Below are 20,408 nucleotides of genomic sequence, written 5' to 3' on the forward strand. Positions count from 1 at the left end.
GGCGCCGACGTTCACGACCTGCTCCCGCGGAGGAACGCGGCCGCGCGCTGGACCTCGTCGAACGTGACCGCGACTCCGGGCAAGGCGGTGTCGGGGTGGGTGTGACGGCGTGCGCGGCGCACGAACGCGTCGAGGTCGACGACGCGGTGCGCGACGTCGTACTCGAGTCCGACGGCGTGCCTGTCCGGGTACACCGCGGCGACGAGAATCCGAGCGGCCTCGAGGTCGGTCATGGGTGCCTCGGTGACGATCGCCGAGGCGCCGCCGATCTGCCGGAAGCCGCGGTAGTGCTCGCCGGAGGCCGCCGCGCCGTACCGGTCGACGGCGCGCAGGCACTCGAGGGTGCGGGCGACGGCGTAGACGTTGTGCTGCCACGGCTCCTGCATGCCGGAGCGCGACCAGTAGCCCGGCGCGGAGTACTGGTCCGACCGGTAGAGCAGCGGGCCGTGCTTCGACTCGAACGCGACGACGACGGCAGGCTGGTCGGCGCGCGCGTTCGCGCGGAGCATCCCGTCGAGGCGCACGTCCTGCTCGCGGACGTCAACCTCGATCACGAGGTCGACGCCGTCGATCATGACGAGCTCCCGCTCGAGCAGCTCAAGCGCGCCGGTCCACGTCACCCTGAACGGAGAGGCGGTGCGCTCGGCGGGCGGGCGCAGCCACGCGCGATCCGACAGGGGGCGGGTCGTGTACCTCACAGCGGCCTCCACTCGACGAACGGGAACGTGAGGAGGACGCGGTGCTGCCGGCACCTGCGCCGCTCCCCCTGGGCGGCCATGTGGTCCTCGACGACCTCGAGGTGTCGGCGGTGCTCGGCGCACGTGTTGATCCACGGGCACCCGTGACCGCACGACGCCCGCCCGGCGTACTGCGCGAGCGCGGTGCAGTCGGTGACGGCGCACACGACGTCGAGCGCGAGGCTCTGCTCGAGGGTGGTCAGGTCGGTGTCGACGACGTCGTTCACGCGGACCACCTCGACTCGACGCCCAGGCGGTGGCGGATCCGCATCACGGTGTTCGCCGAGGTGCGGCACAGCCGTGCGATCTCGGGATCCGGGATGCCGCGGCGCGCGAGCTCGGGCACGAGGTGCTCACGCTCAGCGACGGTGGTGGCGTGCTCCTGGCCGGCCAGGACGACCGCGACGACGGTCTGGTCGACGTCGTCGTGCAGGCCCGGGCGCGGCCCCGTCACGGCGGGCGTGCCGTCCGGGTCGTCGAGGGCGTCGTCGTCCCACGCGAGCGGCGGCACCCAGCCGCGGGCCAGTGCACGCTTCGTCGCGACGCTCCCCGGGCCCGGGGTCATCGACAGGTCGTCGTAGATCGCGCGGACACGGGCATGCAGGTCCGCCGACACGCGGCGCTGACGGCCCGACCGGACCGACGACAGCGTCATCATCGGCACGCCGTACCGGGCGGCGAGCTCGTCGGCGGACCACCCCAGCACAGCGAGCGCCTGCAGGCGGCGGGCGAGACCGAACGCACCGAGCGACCCCTCCGTGGGCCATGGCTGCGAGGCGAGGATCGCGGCCGCGATCGCGCGGGACCACGACGCGGCCTCACCCGCCGCGCGGCGGTACAGGGCGCTGCGGATCGTCCGCTCGGGGACGCCCGCGGCCGACGCGATCGCCGACGGCGCCCACTCCGCCGCGAGGCGCGCGTCGACGACCTCCCACGCCTCCTGCGAGCGCGAGGGCGGCAGGAGGCCGAGCTCGGTGAGCTTGCGCAGGCGGCGGTGGATGCGGCGGCAGTCCGGGCAGGGGCACGACGGCCAGGTGCCGGAAGGCCGGCGGATGCAGCGGGTCCCGTCAGGCATCGTGGTCACCCGCGTTCTGGGCGGGGATGACCGTGATGTCGGTGACGCCGGCGGCGCGCAGGGCGCGGGCGGTCTCGCGGAGGTCGTCGACGACGGACTCGGGCACGTCGACGTCCGTGGGGCGGCGCAGAGGGCCGAGGCCGGTTCGCCAGGTGGCGAGGTCGGTGCGCTCGGCGTCGCGGGCGTCGTCCCGCAGGAGCCAAGCGGGGACGGTGCCGAGGACCGTCGCGCCGAGACGCACGAGAACCGTGGCGGGGTCGTCCACGCCGTGCAGGCGCAGGGACGCGTCGTTGTACCAGGCGGCGACCGCGTTGAACCGGGCGACGTACTTCGCCTTGACCCGGTACGCGTCACCGTGGGACGGGACACCCTCGAGCGCGTCGAGGAGCAGGCGCGGCACGTCGGGGTACTTGTCGGCGACGTTCGCCGGGACGATGCGCTGCACGCGCAGCTGGCGGCCGTCGAGGAAGTGCCCGAGCTCGGTGAGCACGACGTGCTCGCGCGTCACCTCGATCCGCAGGAGCTCGTCGCACCAGTGCATGCGCGCCTCACCCGACGGCGGGGTGAACACGGCGAGCGCGGCGCGGACCTCTCCCACCGGCAGGTCGAACGGCTCGAGGTCGCCGTCCTCGTGCTCGACGGCGGCGTGCGCGACGACCGCCGTCGCGTAGTCGGTGCACCACGCGAACACGGCGTCACCGGTCGGGACGAAGCGCACTCGGCCGAGGAGCGGGGTGTCGTCGGTCTCGCGGCCGGCGTGCGGGGCGGTCGCGAGGAGCAGCCCGCGGGCGTCCTGGCGGGTGATCGTGAAGCGCGTCATCGACCCGCCTCCGCGTCCTGCGCGGTCTGCGCGCCGTCGATCAGGAAGTACGCGGCGACGCTCACGACGTTCGACGCCACAGCGAGCTCGTTGCCGTTGGAGACGCCGTCCTCGCGGACCTGCTCCGCGATGGCCCCAAGGGTCGCGGCCGCCCTGATCAGCGCCGCACCGGCCGCCGCGGCGTCGCCCTGCGCGCGGGCGGTCGTGGCGGCCAGGTGCTCGGCGAGACCGCGGCCTTCCTCGACGACACCGCCGATGAACGTGTCGTACTCGGCGAGCGGGATCACCGCGTCGCGGATGTTCGCGACCTGCGCCTGCACGAACGCCGACTCCTGCGCAGGTGTCACCGGGGCGCTCACCGGGTCACCACCGCGTCGGAGGTGACGACCGGGGCACCCGGGGCGACGCGCACGCCGACGGACGGCTGACCGCACAGGGCGCACTCGCCGCGGCGCGCGGAGTCCTGGCGGAGCTGGTCCTTCTCGTCCGCGCGGATCACGGACTCCCAGCAGCTGCCGCACGCGACGTCGCCGAGCCACGTGCCGCGCGGGTGCTCGAGCTTCCTGCACCGGGCGCGGGCGCGGGCGGCGAGCCGGTGGGTCTCCGACAGGTGCCAGCCAGACCCCTTCGCGCGGTTGCGGACCTTGCCGGCCTTGACGCGGCCGATCTGGATGCCGCGGGTCAGGCTCCGCTGCCCGGCGCGGATCTCCTCCTGCTCCTGCGGCGACAGGTTCAGCAGCGCCAGGCGCCCGGACACGTACGACTGCGGGCGACCCACACGCTCGGCGACCTGCAGGTGCGTGAAGCCGTACACCGCCTGCAGCCGCGAGTACGCCCGCGCCTCCTCGATCGGGTCCAGCAGCACGCGCTGCTGGTTCTCCGCCAGCATCGCGACGAGCACCTGGTCCGCCGGCATCTCACGGCGCACGACGACGTCGACGTCACGCCACCCGAGCTTGCGCAGCGCCGCGAGGCGGCGGTGCCCACACACCACGACCAGACGGCCCGCGTCCCGGCGGACGATGATCGGCTGCAGCAGGCCCACCTGCGCGATGGACGCCGCGAGATCGGCGATCTCCGTCTCCTCGTCGCGCGGGTTGTTCGGGTCGCGGTGCAGCTCGGTCAGCGCCACGCGCTGCAGCTGCTGCGGCGGGGTCGCGGTCCGCGTGCGCGGGGCCGTCGGAACGGGCGGGCCGGCGACCGCGTCGAGCGCGGCCGCGAGCGCGGCGTTGGTGTCGGTCGTCGTCATCGGTCAGTCCTCCGAGGTCGAGTCGGTGGTGGTCGTTGTGGTGGTGTCGTTCGCCGGGCCCCCGCCCGACCAGGCGACGCGGACCGGCAGGCCGTGCTCGCGCTGGATCGCCCTTCGGTCCGCCTCCGAGGTGCCTCCCCAGATCCCGTGCACCGCGTGCGTCAGCGCGAACGCGAGGCAGTCGCGCTGGGCCGGGCAGCCCGAGCACACGCGCTTCGCCTCCGCGACCTGCGCGACGTGACGCGTCGACGCCGGGAAGAACAGCTCCGGGTCGTTCACGCAGGACGCGGGCTCGGAGAGCACCGGGAAGAGGAAGCCGTCAGGCATGGGTCAGTCGTCCTCGCCCGACTCGTCGGCGTCCTCGTCGTCGTCCAGCGGGACGACGAGCGCGGCGCGCTCCGCGTCGGACACGACGTAGCCGAGCTGCTCGAGCAGCGCGTACCAGCGCGCCGTCGTGACCGACCGGCCGCCGTACCGCCAGGTGTCCTCGCCGATCGGCTCGACCGCGGCCGCGAGCGCGGCGAGGAGCCGTTGCGGCGCGCTCAGGTCGGCGGCCGCGGCCGCGACGATCGGGAGGAGTTCGTCGCGGTGGTACGAGGGCCGGTAGTCGTCCGGCAGCTTGATACGGAGCCAGTCGACGAACGCGTCCGCGTCGGAGGTCTCCGTCGGGAACGGGTAGCCGCGGAACGCGCCCTTGTGGTACGTGCCGTCCCACGGGTGCTCGGCGGCCGCTGTCGCCACGTAGTCGAGCAGCGCCGCGGTCTGGTCCTTGGTGAGGGCCTTGCGGTCGTGGATCAGGTGCTCGAGGAACTCCCGGCGGGTCGCGGCCGTGACCGTCGCGAACTCCGTGCGCACCGCACGCGCCTGCGCCGCACGGGCCTGGGCCTCCTTCCACTCGGCGTCGACCGTTGCACGCCGCTCGGCGGCCTCCGCCTGCTCCTGCGCCTCCTCGAGCGTGAACGGGCGGTAGACGATGATCTCGCCCCAGTACCAGCGCCAGGTCCACCCGGCGTCGACCTTGCCCGCGAGGTCCTCCGCGGCACCCGTGGCCCGACTCGCATGCGCGCGGAGGTGGACCACGGCGCCCTCGGGCGACTGCCACTCGTTCTTGGGCAGCTCGGTCGCGCCGGCGTCAGCGAGGACCTTCAGGAGCGGCGCGACCTCCTCCTCGAGGGCGACCGCCTCACGGGCCTTGCGGACCTCGTAGGCGAAGTTCGGTGTGCCGATCGCCTTGAGGACCGGCTCCTGCCGGTCCGGCGGGAGGGCGCTCAGCGCGGCGGCGTCCTCGAGCGTGATGTCACGGGCGTGGATCGCGTCGCGGGCCTTGCCCGGCAGCGCGGCGAGGCGCAGGCGGGAGCGCACGGTGGTCTCGGAGCGGCCCGTGTGCGCGGCGATCGTCGCGACGTCGACGCCGAGGTCGAGCAGGTCCTGGTACCCGTCGGCCTCCTCGACCGGGGTCAGGTCGACGCGCTGCAGGTTCTCGACGAGCATCAGCTCGCGCTGCGAGATCTCGTCGAGGCCGTGGTCGACGACGACGGGCACCGCCGTCAGTCCGGCGTCGCGGGACGCGGCCGCGCGGCGGTGACCGATGACGATGCGGAACGCGTCGCGGTCGTCCGGGTCGGGCACGACCAGCAGGTTCTGGCGCACACCGTGTGCGCGGATCGACGTCGTGAGCTCGGTCAGGTCGCCGAGGTTCTTGCGAGGGTTGTGCGGGTGAGGGCGCAGCCGCTCGAGCGGGACGAGCACGGCGTGCGAGTCACCGCCCGCCGTCGGCTGCGCGGTCAGCGCGTCCAGCGCACTGGAGGACGACGCCGGCGCGGCGACCTCGGGCACGGACGCGCGGCCGCGGCGCGGCTTCGCGGTCGTCGTGGTGGTCACGGTGGGCTCCTGTCCGCCGGGGTCGAGACCGGCATCGGGTGGGTCGGTGGGTCGTGGTCGGTCTGGGGGTCAGACCGGGGTGCGGTGCCAGACGCGCGCGTACCGGTCCTCGAGGAGCTCGGCGGCGAGCGCGTAGTCCGCTGACAGGTCGGGGTCGTCGAGGCGCCAGTACGTGGCGGCGGAGTGCGCGAGCGCGGCGGCCGACGCGAGCGTCGCGGCCGGTCGCACCCGGGTGGTCGAACCATCCGGGTGGATCTCGAGCGGGCGGCTCGTCGACGTGCGCTCCCGCTGCAGCAGGACCGCCGCCAGGCGCCGCGGCCGCGGCACCGCGCGAGCGGCCGATACCGGGCTTTGACGGGCCGGGCACGTCGCGAAGTGCGTCAGCGCCGGGAACTCGTGCGGGGCGATCGGGTGGTCCACCGTCAGCGGCCGGCACGTCGTGCGGCCCGTCGACAGGGCGTGCGACGGCGGCACCGGGGACAGCGCGTCGTTGTAGTCCAGGTCCAGCGGGATGTACGAGCGCTTCTTGCTCTTGCGCGGGTGCTCCGGCACCACCAGCACGAGCGCGATCCGCGCACCGCACTCGTCGCACGTCGTCAGGTGCCTCACGCGGACCACCTCGACTCCACGCCCAGGCGCTGCCGCTCACGGCGGACCGTCTCCGGCACGACACCGAGCTGCACCGCGATCCACCGGTCGGAGCGACCCCCCGCCGCGAGCGCGGCGATGACCTCAGCGCGCTCGTCGCGGTTCAGGGGCACGGACATGTCGCCGTCGAGTGCGCGGGCGACCGCGACCGGGTCGACGTTGTCGGTGTCGATGCCGGTCTGCGGGCGTGCGTCGGGGTCGTCGAGGGTGTCGTCGTCCCACGCGAGCGGGGGTGCGTAGCCCAGCACCGCGGCGCGGCGGCGGGTGCGCTCGGACGGGCCCGGGGACATCGCGAGGGCGTCGTACGCGGCGACGACCGCGTCGTGCGTCTCGCGCGCGATCCAGTCGCCCACCTGGTGCAGCACGAGCTGCGACGTCGTCCTCGTGCCCATCCGCTCGGTGATGTGCGCGTGCGCCCAGCCGAGCGCGAGCAGCGCCTCGATCCGGCGTCGGGCGCCGAGGTTCGGGACGAAGCCGGGACCGTGCGGCCGGTTCAGGATCGAGTCCGGGCGGACCGCGAGGAGCGTGCGGGCGACCTTCACGGTCACGGTGGGCTGCTTGCCCGCCCCGATCTTCGAGACGACGGACGGGCTGAGGCCTGCGCACTCCGCGATGCCGCGCACCGAGCAGCCCGCGGCGCGCAGCCGCTCGATGTGCCGGCGCGCCCTCGTCGCGGGCACAGTCCGAAGACGCCCCTGCTCGCGGTCGAGGCGCCACCGCTTCTGGTACGCCAGGTCGTACGTCATCGGGCACCGCCGACGGCGTACTCGAGGTCCGGCTCGTCGACGAGCGCGAACGACACGTCCGCGCCGGTGCGCGGGGTGGACGCGGCGGTGGGAAGCCAACGGTCCACCGGACGCGGGTCACGGCCGTGGCACGCCGTGCATACGCGCCCGTGGTGCGGGCCGCGGTCGGCCAGCGAGCCCACCGTCCGCTGGCACCGGTCACACACCAGGTCGCCGGTCCCGCGGAGGGTAATCATCCCGGCGCGGCGCGCGACGAACCACAGGCTGTCCGGTGCGCGGTGCGCGGCACCGCCGAGCAGCAGGTGCCCCGCCGTGCCGTCGCCGACGAGCACGCCGCGACGGTCGAGCGGGCGCAGCATCGCCGAGCCCGTCTCGATCAGCGCCAGACGGGCCGCGTTGACCTCGGCCGGCGACTGCGCCGCCGCGAGCGCGAGGAGCGCGTCGGTGGGCGTGAGACGGGCGGGCATCAGAGCTCACCGCCGTCGCGGGGGTTGCGGGAGACTCCGATCGCGATGATGCCCAGCAGGACCGCGAGCACGATCACGATGAACGCGACGCCGGTGTCGATGCCCGTCGCCGCGAGCGCGTCAGGGCTGGTCGGGGTCCGAGGGGACGAGGTGGCGTCCGAGGAAGGCTGGGGCTCGGCCGCCGGAGGTGCGGTCGACGGCGCGGCAGAAGGTGCAACTGGCGGGGTCGTGGGAGCTGGGCCCAGCGAGGGCGGCGCCGAGGGTGTGGCGGACGTCGGCGTCGGGCTCGGGGCCGGGCTCGTCGACAAGCTCGGGCTGGGCGTCGGGCTCGGGGCCGGGCTCGTCGACGGTGAGGGCTCGGAGGTAGGCGTCGCGGTGGGCTCGGGCGAGGCGGTCGGCGTCGGCAAGGTAGTCGGCACCGGGCTCGACGTGGGTGAAGGCGTGGTCGGGCACGGGGTCGGCTCCTTCGTCGTGAGGCAGACGGGCGGCTGGCCGCCCTCGCCGTAGTGCTCGTCGTACTGCGATACCTGCACCCACACGACGCACCCGTCGGTGATGCCGAACGCGGACCACGGGACGAACGTCGCGCCGATCCACGACGCGCCCGGATGCCCCTGGTTCGGGTCGAGGTGCAGTCCGTGCGTCGTGCCGTCGTCGGTGCGGACGTTGATGTGGCCGTGCGCCGGCAGGGGCGTCGGGAACGTGAGACCCGCGGTCGTGACGGTGTACGGGGTCGGGTCGTCGGATGCGGCGCGAGCCGCGGCCGCCCCGGCGATCGCGCCGAGCGCGAGGAACCCGAGCAGGACGAGCACGACGAGCACGCGACCGAGCGCGACCGACTCCGGGGGCATCGTGTCCGTCGCGCGGACGCGGGGCCGCGCGTGACGAGGCGTCGGGGCGGTCACGCCGACACCTCGTCGGCGACGAGCTGCGGGACCACGATCGACTCAGGCACGACCGCGACGTCGCCGAGCAGCGTGACGAGCGGCGGGTACGCAGGCTCGCCCGCGTGGCCGAAGTCCGAGCGGACCGTGCCGTGCGCGGCCGAGTACTCGTGCTCCGCCGCGAGCGCGGAGGCGTGCTCGAGCGCGTTGACGAGGGCGTCGAGGTTGAGGGGGACGGCGGGGCCGTCGTAGTCGAGGACGCGCTCGGCGGCGTCCTGCAGGACCGCGGACAGGGGTCGGGTGGTCATCGCGTGCTCCCGGCGAAGGCGGGGCGGCGCAGGGGCCGCACGGTGGCGAGGGGCAGCGTGGTCGCGGCCGGGTCGGTGTCGAGGTCCGCGATGACGGCCTCGTACGACTCCGGGTCGGTCCACGTCGGGGTGGTGATGACGTCGGCCGGGACGGGCGCCGGGGGCTCGGCGACGGCGTCCGCGAGGGACGTGACGGACTGCCGCTGCGACGGCGTCGGGGCCGCGTCCGCGGCGTCGAGGATCGCGGCCCAGTGCATGAGCGCGGCCTGGACCTGCGGCGAGTCGGCGCCGTGGCGCGCGATCAGCGCGTCGACGCGGCGCCGGGCCGCGGCGTACAGCAGCGACGGGGGCGTCGAGCCGCCGACGACCGTGCCGGGCATCACCGTGCCCTGCGCGTCGGCGCCAGCGCGCAGCGACGCGAGGCCGGCCACGCTCGAGGAGCGCTCGTTGAAGTTCGTGGACATGGGCGGTGCCTTCCGTGTCGGTCGAGGAACAGCGGTGGGCCGGGTCAGGAAGCCGCTGGGGCGGCGTGCTTGATGGCGTGGACGTGGCCGCGGTAGATCGCCTGCCGTGCGGCCATGTCGGTGCAGACGGGGCACGCGTCCCCGCTGGAGGAGGGGCGGTCGGTCGGGGGCGACGAGGGGGCGGCGTCGCCCCCGACCGAGCTCGTGTCGACGACGCGCGGGAGGCTGACGGAGCCCAGAGCCCCGGGCTTGCTCGTCGTCGCGGGGGCGGGAACGGGAAGCGCCTGGGGCGCGTCGTCGAGCTGGTCCGCCGCGACACCCGTCGCACGGCGGGCGGCGCGACGCTGGCGGGTCGCGTAGGTGGACTCCCCCACCGCGACCGCGAGCGCGAGCAGGGCGAGCACCAGCGTCAGCGCGGTCACGAGGCGGCCCTCGAGCCGATCGGCACGACGTTCGACTTCTCCGCGCGGTGCGAGCACAGCTGCCCGGCCTCCCACGCCGCGAGGCAGGCCGGCTCGATGAGCCAGCGGCCCTTGCGGGTGCGCTGCTTGCCGTGCAGTGTCCCGTCCGCGAGCGCGCGGCGGATCGTGTCCGGGTGTCGGCCCGAGGCCGCAGCCGCCTGGTCGGCGGTCAGGTCGCCGATCACGACGCCCTCCGCGTGACCGTTGCGGTGTGCTCCGCGCGGCGGGTGATCTCCGACGCGGTGAGCCCGAGGATCTGGGCGACGTCGCCGAGCAGCGACGGACTGAACGCGATGTGGCCGTTGAGCCGGGCGGAGAGCGTCGCGCGGCGGAGCCCGAGGGTGTCGGCGATCCCGGTTACCGTGACCCCCTGCTGCCGAGCGATCTCGGCGCGCACCTCTTCCGCGACGGCCTCGTCGAGGGTGGTGAGCCCATTTCGGTTCGTTGCCATGCGCACACCTTGGACCCATTTCGGTTCAGCGTCAACCCCCTTGTGCCGGGTGAACCGAAATCGGTACGGTTGTGCGCATGGCCAGAGTCCCGAAGCCCCTAGAGCCGCTCGACCTCGAGATCGCCGACGTGCTGAACGAGGCCGTGGGACAGTCGGGCATGAGCCGCCGCGAGCTCGCGCTCCAGCTCGGCATGTCGATGAACCGGATCGGCATCATCCTGCGGAAGGAACCCCCGCCGGCGACCGTCGGCGAGGTCGGTCTCCTGGCATCGATCGCGGGCCTGTCCGCGTCGCAGGTGATCGCCACCGCGGAGGAACGCCTCGCAGCCAAGGCGGGCACCCGCGCTCTGCGACTGGTTCCCGACCAGATCGAACATTCGTTCGAAGTAGATGGTCTGGTCACCCTCAACCCCGCCGCGTCGGATGCCGATGACGTTGACCCTGACGCCGAGGTCGAGGCGCAGCAGAGCGAGCCGTGATGGGAGAGTGCGTGGACGAGATGCTCGAGGTCGCGCGTGAGCGCGGTGTACGTGTCGCGTGGCGCGACCTGGGGCGGCGGAACGGCGAGTACCATTCGACCGGTCTCATCCTGCTCAACCCCAAGCGCAGCCAGACCGTGCAGCGCGTGACGCTCGCGCACGAGCTCGGGCACGCGAAGTACGGGCACGCGTGGACCGACGACCCCTCGGAGCACGCGCGCCAGGAACGCCTCGCGGACGAGTACGCCGCCGCGCTGCTCATCGACGCGCAGGACTACGCCCTCGCCGAGGCCGTCGTCGGCCCGCACGTCGGCGCGCTGGCGCGCGAGCTCGGCGTCACCGCGAGCATCGTCCAGGCGTGGCAGCGCGTCGCTCGGCGTCGCAGGAGGAGTGCATGACGGCGCGTCGCGGGCCGTTCACCCAGCGGAGTGAAGCGGCGATAGCGGCCTCAAGAGGACAGCACTGGCTGTCGACGACCGGTGCGACGACAGAGGGGGTGCGTCCGTGGTCGCAGTGAGCTCCGGAGAACCACCCACGCGCTCCTGCCGGCAGATGGACGGGAGGGCGGGCACGGGCGGCACGTGGTCGCACTGCCGGGGCCGCAGTCCGCGGAGCCTGAACTACTGGATCGCCGAGCTCAACGCGCTGATGAGCGCGTGCAGCACGGCGGACGGCCGGACTCTCAAGGCCGAGTTGCGGCGTCTCATGCAGCGCGCCGAGCAGGGCGATCTCCGGTTCGGCCGCGGTCAGGATGTCGATCGCATGGTCACGGCCAAGACAGTCCTCGAGATCCGGGCCCGGCGGAACGTGGGCATCACCGTTGGAGACGACACAGGGGACCGCGTCGTGCGGCTCTACTTCTCGGAGCCCGAGCATGCGCCGGACATGCTGCTGGCTGCGAAACTGGGGTGGAAGCACCCCGAGGGCAAGACCGAACAGAACGAGCACGCCGCCGAAGCCGCCGCCCGCGTGAGGGATTTCTTCACCTGAACGGTGGCCACGTGCACCCAACTGCACATGGCAAGATGCGTGACGCGTGGTGTCGGAGGACTGTGGTACCGGCACACCAAGGAAGGGGATGACGGTGGACCTTGACGAGATGCTCGGCTTCGACCCGAACAACCGTGACGACCGGCACGCCGAGATCCTGGTAGACGAGCACGACGAGCTTCTTCGGCTGCTGGTCGAGGCGCGGCGCAGACACAACCTGGACCAGGACGACGTTGCCCTGCTCATGGGCATCGACCGCAGCGGCGTCTCGCGCATCGAGTCGGGCAGCCGCGATCTTCACCTGTCGACGCTGCGTCGGTACGCCTTTGCGGTCGGCGCGGTGATTCGCCACCAGGTCGAGGACATCGACACCGTCATCCGACGCGAGCGCGAGGCAGCGGCAGCTGGCTCCCTGCGCGCGCTCCCCTCCGAATGGGCGACGCCCCGCGGCTTCCGCAGCGAGAAGCACACGCTCCCCGCGAGCTCGCGGTGACCGACTCGACCTACCCCGGCATCCCGATCGCCAGCAACGCGCCTGACACCATGCTGGCGGCCGTGGATATCGTGCGCTCCATCATCCAGCCGGTGACGGGAGACCGCGAGGCCGAGGCCCGCGAGCACGACAACGACGTCTGGACGATCTACGGAGATCAGTTCAGAGTGACGCCCGATCGACTGGCGTTCCGACTCTTCGGCGACCTCTCGATCTTCGACAACGGCTGGTTCGTGGGCGTGACGGTTGCAGTCATGGTCGACATGCGTGGCAACGACAGGCCCGCCACGCTTCCTGACGGCACATGGTCGCCTGCGACGGAGAACGCCCTGACCGAGCGTCTCGGCGCCTGGGCGTCTCACGTCATGTGGGACGTCGCGTCGTCGTGCGCACGGCGCCTCGCGGCGCAGAGCTACGCAAGCAGCCCCCACGTCCCCATCACCACACCGGAAGCGGTCCTCCTACTCTCCGAAGAGGAATAACCGGTGGCGTGGACCCGCAAGCTCGCATCGGGGTCGTATCAAGGGCTGTTCCGCGATCGCGACGGGAAGGTCCGGACCGCTGACGGCGGACCTTGGTCGCGGAAGGCCGAGGCGATGCGCCGCGCGGGTGAGGCAGAGGCTGCGGCGCGCGCTCTGGGGTGGCGCGACCCCGCGGCCGCGGGCGAGCTGTGGGGTGCCTGGCGCGTCGAATGGGAGAAGTCCCGGACCGTCGAGCCCTCGACGAAGCGCGCCGACGACGGCCGCCTCACGAAGCACGTTGAGCCGCGCTGGGGGCGAGTCCCGCTCGTCGAGATCACGCGCCACGACGTCAAGGCCTGGTACGCCGAACTGCAGCGCGGCGGACTCTCCCCCGCCACCGCCCAACGGTGCGTCCACCTGCTGTCCGCCTCGCTCAACGCCGCCGTCGACGCCGGCGTGCTCAGCGCGAACCCCGCAGCACGCTTGCGTCTGCACGTGCCCGCGCCCTCCACCGAGCGCTACCTGAGCCACGAGGAGTTCGACGCGATCGCCGCACAACTCGACGAGCCATGGGCTCGCATGGCCCGGCTGCTTGTCGGCACCGGCCTTCGCTGGGGCGAGGCCGCTGGCCTGCACGCGCACCGCGTGACGCCGAGGTGGGTAGAGGTCGTCGACGTCTGGGACCAGCACGGCCGGCAGATGCGCTCCTACCCGAAGGGCAAGAAGCGTCGACAGGTCCCCCTACCCGCGTGGCTCGTGCTCGACACCGCGAGCGCGACCTGCGGCCTGCGTCACGCGCGCGGGGTGTGTCGCGCGGGGCTCGTCGTCACGTCACCCGGTGGCTCCGTGATGGACGCCGGGCGGTTCCGCTCGAAGTGGGACGCCGCGTGCCGGGCCGCCGGCGTCGGGCACGTCCGCGTGCACGACCTGCGCCACACGTACGCGTCGTGGCTCCTGCAGGCTGGCGTCTCCCTCGCTGAGGTCGGGCGCCTGCTCGGGCACACCTCGCCGCTCACGACCCAGCGGTACGCACACCTCGCCGAGACACCGTCCGCAGCCGTGCTCGGCGCGCTCGGCGCCCACGGCCCCGCCCTCGTCGACGACGGGGCCCCGCGCCTGCGCGTCGTCTGACGCCCTACGCCGAGGGCGGCTGGGAACCGGGCGCCCCCGGCTGCGGCGGGTACGGCTGACCTCCGTACGGCGCGGGAGGCTGGCCCGGGTACCCGTACGGCGGCTGTCCCCTGTACGGCGGCTGCGCGGCCTGCCGCGATGAGCGCGTCGCGAGCCGCACGATCAAGACGATCCCCCCGACCACCGCAGCGACGATCAGGAACAGGACGACGAGCACGATCAGGTGCATCGGCGTGAGCGAGTTTCGGGCCATGGCCGGAACCGTACGCCAGCGTGCGCCTGCCGCACGTGAGGCGCCGCGGTCGAGTCCTGAGCGCATCGGGCGCGTGCAGCAAACGTGCAGCAAACTCCCGCCAGATGAGGGCGCGTGATGTCGCAAGAGCACGGACGCAGCCACGCCAGATCGGCGGCCTGACCTGCGCGAACGTCGCGTCGCGTCGCACCCCGTCGCATGACGTCGCACCCCGTGGAGCGGGCTCATAATCCGTGGGTCGTGGGTTCAAGCCCCACCTGCCCCACCGAACCTCCCCACCGGACGTCCCCACCGGACGTCCCCACCGAACGTCCCCGGCAGGGCGACGGAGGCGGGCGGGTACCGTTTGCCCGTGGCCGGCTTCCTCTCCACCCGAGCGATCACGGACGACGACCGTCGTCTGCTCGATCTTCGTCGCGGCGACCGTGTGCTCGTCGCGGCGACCCTCACGGACGGTCGCCGTGTGGTCGCGACACGTCTCGCGCTGCACGTGCTGCGCGACGACGAGGTGGCCCGCACGCCCTGGGCGGACGTCGACCGCGGATCGCTCGACCCCGAGACCCGCGCGCTGTCGGTGCGCTGGGTGTGGGGCGCGACCGACACGTTCGTGTTCGGCTCGGACCGGCACTCGGTGCGGTTCACGCAGACGTTCCGCGAGCGCGTGCAGTCGTCCGTGGTGCACGCCACGTCGGTGGCCCTGCCCGGCGGCGACCAGGCCCGGGTCGCGCTGCGGCGCGACGAGGACGGTGAGCTGTTCACGCAGGTCGTCGCGGACGAGGGTGTCGACCTCGCGCGCCCCGAGGTGGCGGCGCTCGTCGACGCGGCGGAGTCCGTGCTGCGGTCGAGCGCCGGCCTGCCGGCCTGAGGTGGTCGGGAGCACCCCCGAACGGCTGCTAGAGTTCTGCAGCGCGATCCCCCGTAGCTCAATTGGCAGAGCATTCGACTGTTAATCGAAGGGTTACTGGTTCGAGTCCAGTCGGGGGAGCTCCACGAGGCCCTGACCTGCATCGCAGGCAGGGCCTTCGTCGTGTCCGGGCAGGCGTGCGGACCATCTCTCGGACCAAACATCAGATGTCTGGGCGCGTCCAGGACGGCGGCACCGCGCGGCGGACGTAGGGTGGTGGTCGGTTCGGCGAGGCACCTGCCCCGAACCTCCCACCGAGACGGAGTCCAGCTCCCCATGACCGACGCGCCGCGCCCCGTGCGCGCGTCGTCGCACCGCGCGATGGTCGTGTTCACCGCCGCGGTCGCCGCCTACTTCGTCGCGGTCCTGCACCGCACGTCGCTCGGCGTCGCGGGGGTCGAGGCCATCGAGCGGTTCGGGCTGGGCGCGACCGCGCTGTCCATGTTCTCGGTCGTGCAGCTCGCGGTGTACGCGGGCATGCAGCTCCCGGCGGGCCGGGTGCTCGACCGGTTCGGGGCGCGGGTCGTCATCGGCGGCGGGTCGGCCGTCATGGCCGCGGGGCAGCTGCTCCTGGCGTTCGCGGACTCCGTGCCGCTCGCGCTCGTCGCGCGCGTCCTGATCGGCGCGGGCGACGCGGGCATCTTCATCTCGGCGGTGCGGCTCGTCGCGCAGTGGTTCCCGCCGATGCGCGCGCCGCTCATGGTGCAGCTCACCGGCCTCGTCGGGCAGTCGGGGCAGCTCGCGTCAGCGATCCCGGTGGCCTGGCTGCTCCACCACCACGGGTGGTCGCCGACGTTCACGGTGCTCGCGGTGGTCGGCGCGCTCGCGACCGTGGGCTCGTTCCTGGCGATCAGCGAGCCCGCGGGCAGCCGGGACGGCACGCCTCACGCGGACACGTCGTTCGTGCGCGCGGTGCGCGCGGCCGTCGAGCCGCCCGGCACGCGCCTGGGCTGGTGGAGCCACTTCGCGACGCCGTTCTCCGCCAACGTCGTCTCGCTGCTGTGGGGCGTCCCGTTCTTCGTGACCGCGCAGGGCCGCTCGGCGGCCGAGGCCGGCGCCCTGCTGACCGTGCTGACGCTCACCGCGATGTCGACGGGACCGCTCGTGGGGCGGTTCACGGGACGGCACCCGCTGCGGCGCACGTGGGTGGTGCTCGGGTCGTGCGGCGCGTCGCTGGTCGCGTGGCTCGTCGTCCTCGTGCCCACGACCCCGCGCCCGATGTGGCAGCTCGTGCTGTTCGTGGTGCTCATCGGCGTCGGCGGGCCGGTCTCGCTCGTGGGCATCGACTTCGCGCGGACGTTCAGCGCCCCCGAGCGGCTCGGCACCGCGTCAGGGTTCGTCAACACCGGGGGGTTCGTCTCGACGATCGTCGGCGTCCTGGCCGTCGGCGTCGTGCTGCAGGCGGTCTCCCCCGCCGGCGCGACGACGTACTCGCTCGACGCGTACCGCTGGGCGTTCACGGTGCTGCTCGTGCCGTGGGCATTCGGCGTGTGGGGCGTGCTGCGCGGCCGTGCGCGCACGCGGGCCGCGATGGCCGACGACGGTGTCGTCGTCCCCGCGCTGCGCGACGCGGTGCGCCGCCGCCCCGGCCGACGTCGCTGACGCACGACGCCGGAACGCCCGTCAGAGCTTGCCGTACCGCGTGCGGACGACGCAGTACACGCCGAACGCGATGAACCCGAGCGCCACGAGCGTGAGCAGCAGCGTCCCCGCGGGGCCCTCCTTGAGCGTGCGCATCGCGCCGTCGAGCCCGGTGGCCTCCGACTCGTCCGCGTGCCACGCCGCGAGCCCGAACAGCACGCCGACGATGCCGAGCGCCACGCCCTTGGCGATGTAGCCGACGCGACCCGCGACGATGGTGCCGCGCCCCGCCTGCCCGCCCGGCAGGCCGGTGAGGTCCTCGAGGAACTTCTTCCGCCAGCCCTTGACCACGTGGTAGATCCCGACGCCGAGCACCGCGAGCCCGACCGCCCCGACGAGCAGCCGCCCGCCCGGTGCGGACATGAGGTCCGCGGTCATGCTCGTCGACTGCCCGGACGACGACGATCCCGCGCCGTTCGCCCACGCGAAGGACGTGACCGCGAGCGCCAGGTAGACGACGGCGCGGCCCACGGCCTTGGCGCGGTCGCCGCGGTGCGCGCGCCCCGCGTGGCCGACGTGCGCGGCCTTGGCGCCCTGCCAGGCACCGAGCGCGAGGAACGCCACGGCTGCGATCCAGAGCACGGCCTGACCGAACGGCTCCTGCGCGACCGTCGAGAGCGCGCCGGACTGGTCGGCGGACGCCGAGCTGTCGCCGAACGCGAGCTGCAGGGCCAGCACGCCGATGAGCGCGTGCAGCAGGCCGCTGACGGCGTACCCGGCGCGTGCGGCCTTCTCCCAGGCGTCCTGGGTGGTGCCGGCGACGTACGTGGTGCTGGACATGAGGTCTCCTGTCGTGGGGGTGCGGCGGAGGCAGGACCGATGCTGGCAGCGCCTCGGCCGGCCCGCGACCGGAAGCGCCCGGGGCACACGCGCCCCGCGTCCGCCGCGCCGCCGCGCGAGCCACCGAGGCACGCCGGTACGCCCCGCTGACCTGCGGCTTCGCACCCGCGCACCGGTGGGCTTGTCGAACCGTGCTCCGAGCCTCACACTTGCGCTGCCCCCTCGTGATTCCGGCCACCGACAGCCGGGGAAATGGACCCGCCGGCCGTGCTGCGCACCGTCTCCTGCCACCTCTCCCTCGACGTGCGCAGCCCCCTCGAGCTCTACGTCGCCGTCGCGGTCGCGGACGGCTCCTACGACCGCACCGAGCAGCTCGTCGTGCGGCACGAGGACGGCCTCCTCGACGTCCTGGAGATCAAGTCCGGGCACGGCGGCCGGTCCCACCGCGTGCACGCTCCCGCGGGCCGCGTCGTCGTCGACTACCAGGCGACCGTGTCCGGCGCGGCGGGTCCGTCGCCGGTCGACGACCTCGACCTCGTCGAGTACCGCCGGCCGAGCCGGTACGCCCAGTCGGACCGGCTGCTCGCGTTCGCGCGCGACCAGTTCCGCGGACTGACGGGCACCGCACTCGTCGAGGCGGTCGTGGGGTGGGTCTCCGCGCACGTGCGGTACGTGCCGGGGGCGAGCCAGCCGACCGACGGTGCGACCGAGACGCTCCTCGCGCGCCGCGGTGTCTGCCGCGACTTCGCGCACCTCGTCGTCGCGCTGCTGCGGGCGTGCGACACGCCCGCCCGCCTCGCGTCCGTGTACGCGCCGGGGCTCAAGCCCATGGACTTCCACGCGGTGGCCGAGGTGTACGTCGACGACGCGTGGCACCTCGTCGACGCGACGCGCCTCGCCCCGCGGGACACGATGCTGCGGATCGCGACGGGCCGCGACGCGACCGACACCGCGTTCCTGTCGTACTACGGCGGCGACCTGTCGCTGCGGGCGATGACGGTGACGGCGAGCGTGGTGCACGGGGCCGACGAGGGCGCCCGGGACGACGACGGCACGGGGCTGCGCACGCTGCGCTGACGCCCGGGCGCACGGAGCGTGGGGTCCCGGGCGGTCAGGCGCTCTCGCGCAGCGTCCGACGACGGCCCTCGAGCGCGACGAGCTCGGCGAACGCCTGCTGGTAGGCCGCGGGGTCGGCGCCGGAGTCCATGCGCTGCAGCCGGCCGCGCAGCTCCGCGATCTGCCGCGTGAAGCCCATCTCCACGAGCCGCAGCACGACGCCGCGCACGTAGTCCGCCACCGCCTCGGGCCGGTCCTCCGGCACGGGCGCGACCGCGAGCTCGGTGACGAGCGCACGCACGGGCTCGGCGGCCTCCTCGAGCACCGCGCCCACCCACGCGGCGGCGCTGCCGTCCGCACCGACGGACGCGGCGCCGGCGGCGATGCCGCCCGCGGCGCGGATCGCCTCGTGCACCGCGCGGTGCGCGGGCGCTGCGAACGCGTCGGCCCCGAGCTCGTCGAACTCCGTGGGCACGAGCGAGGGCGCCTGGAGCACGACCTCGAGGGCCGTGCGCTCGACCAGGAGCACCGGGTCGGAGCGGTCCGGGCGCGACGGGCGCGAGGGGCGGACCTGGTCGGGCGCACCGGGCCGCGACGGCCCGTTCGTCGGACCCCGCCCGGACGACGACGCGCCGCGGCGTGCGCCGTCGACCGCGCGCTGCACGGTCGACAGGTCCTCCATGCCGAGCCAGCCGGCGAGCTGGCGCGTGTACTCGGGACGCAGCGCGGTGTCCCGGATGCCCGCGACGACGGGCGCGGCGGCCCGCAGTGCGGCGACGCGACCCTCGGCGGTCGCCAGGTCGTACGCCGCGAGCGTCGAGCGCAGCACGAACGCGAACAGCGGCTGACGACCGCTGACCAGCGCGTGCACAGCGTCCGGTCCGCGCGCGAGACGCAGCTCGCACGGGTCCATGCCGCTGGGCTCGACCGCGACGAACGTCTGCGCGGCGAACGTCTGGTCCTCGCCGAACGCGCGCAGCGCGGCCTTCTGCCCGGCCTCGTCGCCGTCGAACGTGAAGATCACCTCGCCGCCCACGGACGCGCCGGTCGCGAGCTGCACGCCGCTGCTCGCGCCCGAGTCGCCGATGAGGCGGCGCACGATGCGCGCGTGGTCGGACCCGAACGCGGTGCCGCAGGTCGCGACCGCGGTGCCGACGCCCGACAGGTGCATCGCCATGACGTCGGTGTACCCCTCGACGACGACGACCTGCTTGGCGCGCTGCATCTCGCGCTTCGCGAGGTCGAGCCCGTACAGCACGTGCGACTTGCGGTAGAGCGCGGTCTCGGGGGTGTTGAGGTACTTGGGCCCGTTGTCCTCGTCGAACAGCCGGCGTGCGCCGAACCCGATGGTCTCGCCGGTGACCTCGCGGATGGGCCACACGAGCCGTCCGCGGAACCGGTCGTACACGCCGCGCTGCCCCTGGCTGACGAGCCCCGACGCGACGAGCTCGGCCTCGGTGAACCCGCGCCCCCGCAGGTGCCGCATGAGCGCGTCCCACCCCGTGGGCGCGAACCCGACGCCGAACTGCTCGGCCGCGGAGCGGTCGAACCCGCGCTCGGCGAGGAACTGCCGGCCCGCGGCGCCGGCGGGCGTCGTGAGCTGCTCGCGGTAGAACTCCTCGGCGACCTTGTGCGCCTCGATCAGGCGGCGACGACGTCCGGGCTCCTGCTCCGGCCGGGCGGGACCGCCGCCCTCCTCGTAGCGCAGCTGGATCCCGACGCGGCCCGCGAGGTACTCGACCGCCTCGGTGAAGCCCAGGCCGTCGACCTTGATGACGAAGTCGATGACGTCGCCGCCCTCGCCGCACCCGAAGCAGTGGTAGCGGCCGACCTGGGGCCGCACGTGGAAGGACGGTGAGCGCTCGTCGTGGAAGGGGCACAGGCCCTTGAGCGAGCCGACGCCCGCGGTCTTGAGCTGGACGTGCGCGCCGACGACCTCGTCGATGCGCACACGCTCGCGGACCGCCTCCACGTCCTCCCGCCGGATGCGACCCGCCACGCCCGAAGTCTAGGTCGTCGGCCACCCCGT

General features: G+C 73.8%; 29 protein-coding genes and 1 tRNA gene. 10 read left to right on the forward strand and 20 right to left on the reverse strand.

The annotated features are described in order from the left end of the window. Window positions 1-11: 11 nt before the first annotated feature. The 17 genes from F1D97_RS13615 to F1D97_RS13695 form a co-directional block, all read right to left on the reverse strand. A complete protein-coding gene (locus tag F1D97_RS13615; RefSeq protein WP_236121059.1) occupies window positions 12-698 on the reverse strand; it encodes a hypothetical protein in 687 nt (228 codons plus the stop codon). Then, window positions 695-964, reverse strand: coding sequence for a hypothetical protein (locus tag F1D97_RS13620; protein WP_236121060.1), 270 nt, complete (start codon window positions 962-964; stop codon window positions 695-697). Before F1D97_RS13620 ends, F1D97_RS13615 begins: the two co-directional genes overlap by 4 nt. Then, the gene (locus F1D97_RS13625; protein ID WP_236121061.1) at window positions 961-1,812 is read right to left on the reverse strand and encodes an uS11 family ribosomal protein; all 852 of its coding nucleotides are present in this window, start codon (window positions 1,810-1,812) and stop codon (window positions 961-963) included. The genes F1D97_RS13620 and F1D97_RS13625 overlap by 4 nt, the downstream gene beginning before the upstream one ends. Beyond that, complete coding sequence (locus F1D97_RS13630; RefSeq protein ID WP_236121062.1) at window positions 1,805-2,632, reverse strand: hypothetical protein; 828 nt, start codon at window positions 2,630-2,632, stop codon at window positions 1,805-1,807. The genes F1D97_RS13625 and F1D97_RS13630 overlap by 8 nt, the downstream gene beginning before the upstream one ends. Continuing rightward, window positions 2,629-2,991, reverse strand: a complete 363-nt coding sequence (locus F1D97_RS13635; RefSeq protein WP_236121063.1) for a hypothetical protein — start codon at window positions 2,989-2,991, stop codon at window positions 2,629-2,631. The genes F1D97_RS13630 and F1D97_RS13635 overlap by 4 nt, the downstream gene beginning before the upstream one ends. Further along, entirely contained in the window at window positions 2,988-3,881 is an 894-nt protein-coding gene (locus F1D97_RS13640) for a ParB/RepB/Spo0J family partition protein (RefSeq protein WP_236121064.1), read from the reverse strand. The genes F1D97_RS13635 and F1D97_RS13640 overlap by 4 nt, the downstream gene beginning before the upstream one ends. 3 nt (window positions 3,882-3,884) lie before the next feature. Beyond that, window positions 3,885-4,208, reverse strand: coding sequence for a WhiB family transcriptional regulator (locus F1D97_RS13645; RefSeq protein ID WP_236121065.1), 324 nt, complete (start codon window positions 4,206-4,208; stop codon window positions 3,885-3,887). Between the two features lie 3 nt (window positions 4,209-4,211). Continuing rightward, window positions 4,212-5,762, reverse strand: a complete 1,551-nt coding sequence (locus F1D97_RS13650; RefSeq protein ID WP_236121066.1) for a ParB/RepB/Spo0J family partition protein — start codon at window positions 5,760-5,762, stop codon at window positions 4,212-4,214. A 69-nt stretch (window positions 5,763-5,831) separates the two neighbouring features. Then, entirely contained in the window at window positions 5,832-6,371 is a 540-nt protein-coding gene (locus F1D97_RS13655; RefSeq protein WP_236121067.1) for a hypothetical protein, read from the reverse strand. Beyond that, window positions 6,368-7,156 (reverse strand): helix-turn-helix domain-containing protein, encoded by a 789-nt coding sequence (locus F1D97_RS13660; protein ID WP_236121068.1) that lies wholly within the window; start codon window positions 7,154-7,156, stop codon window positions 6,368-6,370. Before F1D97_RS13660 ends, F1D97_RS13655 begins: the two co-directional genes overlap by 4 nt. Next, window positions 7,153-7,623 (reverse strand): hypothetical protein, encoded by a 471-nt coding sequence (locus F1D97_RS13665; protein WP_236121069.1) that lies wholly within the window; start codon window positions 7,621-7,623, stop codon window positions 7,153-7,155. The genes F1D97_RS13660 and F1D97_RS13665 overlap by 4 nt, the downstream gene beginning before the upstream one ends. Continuing rightward, the gene (locus tag F1D97_RS13670; RefSeq protein ID WP_236121070.1) at window positions 7,623-8,528 is read right to left on the reverse strand and encodes a hypothetical protein; all 906 of its coding nucleotides are present in this window, start codon (window positions 8,526-8,528) and stop codon (window positions 7,623-7,625) included. Before F1D97_RS13670 ends, F1D97_RS13665 begins: the two co-directional genes overlap by 1 nt. Continuing rightward, window positions 8,525-8,815 (reverse strand): hypothetical protein, encoded by a 291-nt coding sequence (locus tag F1D97_RS13675; protein ID WP_236121071.1) that lies wholly within the window; start codon window positions 8,813-8,815, stop codon window positions 8,525-8,527. The genes F1D97_RS13670 and F1D97_RS13675 overlap by 4 nt, the downstream gene beginning before the upstream one ends. Continuing rightward, window positions 8,812-9,279, reverse strand: coding sequence for a hypothetical protein (locus F1D97_RS13680; RefSeq protein WP_236121072.1), 468 nt, complete (start codon window positions 9,277-9,279; stop codon window positions 8,812-8,814). Before F1D97_RS13680 ends, F1D97_RS13675 begins: the two co-directional genes overlap by 4 nt. Before the next feature lie 44 nt (window positions 9,280-9,323). Then, on the reverse strand, window positions 9,324-9,701 hold the full coding sequence (locus F1D97_RS13685) for a hypothetical protein (RefSeq protein ID WP_236121073.1): 378 nt from the start codon (window positions 9,699-9,701) through the stop codon (window positions 9,324-9,326). Then, on the reverse strand, window positions 9,698-9,925 hold the full coding sequence (locus F1D97_RS13690) for a helix-turn-helix domain-containing protein (RefSeq protein ID WP_236121074.1): 228 nt from the start codon (window positions 9,923-9,925) through the stop codon (window positions 9,698-9,700). The genes F1D97_RS13685 and F1D97_RS13690 overlap by 4 nt, the downstream gene beginning before the upstream one ends. Then, window positions 9,922-10,191, reverse strand: a complete 270-nt coding sequence (locus F1D97_RS13695; RefSeq protein WP_236121075.1) for a helix-turn-helix domain-containing protein — start codon at window positions 10,189-10,191, stop codon at window positions 9,922-9,924. The genes F1D97_RS13690 and F1D97_RS13695 overlap by 4 nt, the downstream gene beginning before the upstream one ends. A gap of 77 nt (window positions 10,192-10,268) precedes the next feature. Between F1D97_RS13695 and F1D97_RS13700 the strand changes: the two genes are divergently transcribed. The 6 genes from F1D97_RS13700 (at window position 10,269) to F1D97_RS13725 (ending at window position 13,745) form a co-directional block, all read left to right on the forward strand. Continuing rightward, a complete protein-coding gene (locus F1D97_RS13700; protein WP_236121076.1) occupies window positions 10,269-10,670 on the forward strand; it encodes a hypothetical protein in 402 nt (133 codons plus the stop codon). A gap of 20 nt (window positions 10,671-10,690) precedes the next feature. Continuing rightward, window positions 10,691-11,068 (forward strand): ImmA/IrrE family metallo-endopeptidase, encoded by a 378-nt coding sequence (locus F1D97_RS13705; RefSeq protein ID WP_236123608.1) that lies wholly within the window; start codon window positions 10,691-10,693, stop codon window positions 11,066-11,068. Window positions 11,069-11,174: 106 nt separating this feature from the next. Further along, window positions 11,175-11,660: a hypothetical protein gene (locus F1D97_RS13710; RefSeq protein WP_236121077.1), complete on the forward strand. Its 486-nt coding sequence runs from the start codon at window positions 11,175-11,177 to the stop codon at window positions 11,658-11,660. A 94-nt stretch (window positions 11,661-11,754) separates the two neighbouring features. After that, complete coding sequence (locus tag F1D97_RS13715; RefSeq protein WP_236121078.1) at window positions 11,755-12,153, forward strand: helix-turn-helix domain-containing protein; 399 nt, start codon at window positions 11,755-11,757, stop codon at window positions 12,151-12,153. Continuing rightward, window positions 12,150-12,635 carry a hypothetical protein gene (locus tag F1D97_RS13720; protein ID WP_236121079.1) on the forward strand — a complete coding sequence of 162 codons (486 nt, stop codon included), beginning with the start codon at window positions 12,150-12,152 and terminating at the stop codon, window positions 12,633-12,635. Before F1D97_RS13715 ends, F1D97_RS13720 begins: the two co-directional genes overlap by 4 nt. A 3-nt stretch (window positions 12,636-12,638) precedes the next feature. Beyond that, window positions 12,639-13,745: a tyrosine-type recombinase/integrase gene (locus F1D97_RS13725; RefSeq protein ID WP_236121080.1), complete on the forward strand. Its 1,107-nt coding sequence runs from the start codon at window positions 12,639-12,641 to the stop codon at window positions 13,743-13,745. A 4-nt stretch (window positions 13,746-13,749) separates the two neighbouring features. Here the strand turns inward: F1D97_RS13725 and F1D97_RS13730 are convergent, their stop codons facing one another. Then, window positions 13,750-13,998 (reverse strand): hypothetical protein, encoded by a 249-nt coding sequence (locus tag F1D97_RS13730; protein ID WP_236121081.1) that lies wholly within the window; start codon window positions 13,996-13,998, stop codon window positions 13,750-13,752. A gap of 352 nt (window positions 13,999-14,350) precedes the next feature. Between F1D97_RS13730 and F1D97_RS13735 the strand changes: the two genes are divergently transcribed. From F1D97_RS13735 to F1D97_RS13745, 3 genes are all read left to right on the forward strand, one after another. Further along, window positions 14,351-14,863 (forward strand): hypothetical protein, encoded by a 513-nt coding sequence (locus F1D97_RS13735; RefSeq protein WP_236121082.1) that lies wholly within the window; start codon window positions 14,351-14,353, stop codon window positions 14,861-14,863. 47 nt (window positions 14,864-14,910) lie between these two features. Further along, window positions 14,911-14,983, forward strand: a tRNA-Asn gene (locus F1D97_RS13740). A 195-nt stretch (window positions 14,984-15,178) separates the two neighbouring features. Continuing rightward, window positions 15,179-16,504, forward strand: coding sequence for an MFS transporter (locus F1D97_RS13745; RefSeq protein WP_236121083.1), 1,326 nt, complete (start codon window positions 15,179-15,181; stop codon window positions 16,502-16,504). A 21-nt stretch (window positions 16,505-16,525) separates the two neighbouring features. Here F1D97_RS13745 and F1D97_RS13750 read toward each other — a convergent pair whose 3' ends face one another. Then, window positions 16,526-17,323 (reverse strand): DUF1206 domain-containing protein, encoded by a 798-nt coding sequence (locus F1D97_RS13750; protein WP_236121084.1) that lies wholly within the window; start codon window positions 17,321-17,323, stop codon window positions 16,526-16,528. Between the two features lie 267 nt (window positions 17,324-17,590). Between F1D97_RS13750 and F1D97_RS13755 the strand changes: the two genes are divergently transcribed. Further along, entirely contained in the window at window positions 17,591-18,400 is an 810-nt protein-coding gene (locus F1D97_RS13755) for a transglutaminase-like domain-containing protein (RefSeq protein ID WP_236123609.1), read from the forward strand. A gap of 34 nt (window positions 18,401-18,434) precedes the next feature. Here F1D97_RS13755 and dnaG read toward each other — a convergent pair whose 3' ends face one another. Continuing rightward, entirely contained in the window at window positions 18,435-20,378 is a 1,944-nt protein-coding gene (gene dnaG, locus F1D97_RS13760; protein ID WP_236121085.1) for a DNA primase, read from the reverse strand. Window positions 20,379-20,408 lie beyond the last annotated feature (30 nt).

This window comes from Cellulomonas palmilytica (assembly GCF_021590045.1).
Classification (GTDB): Bacteria; Actinomycetota; Actinomycetes; order Actinomycetales; family Cellulomonadaceae; genus Cellulomonas; species Cellulomonas palmilytica.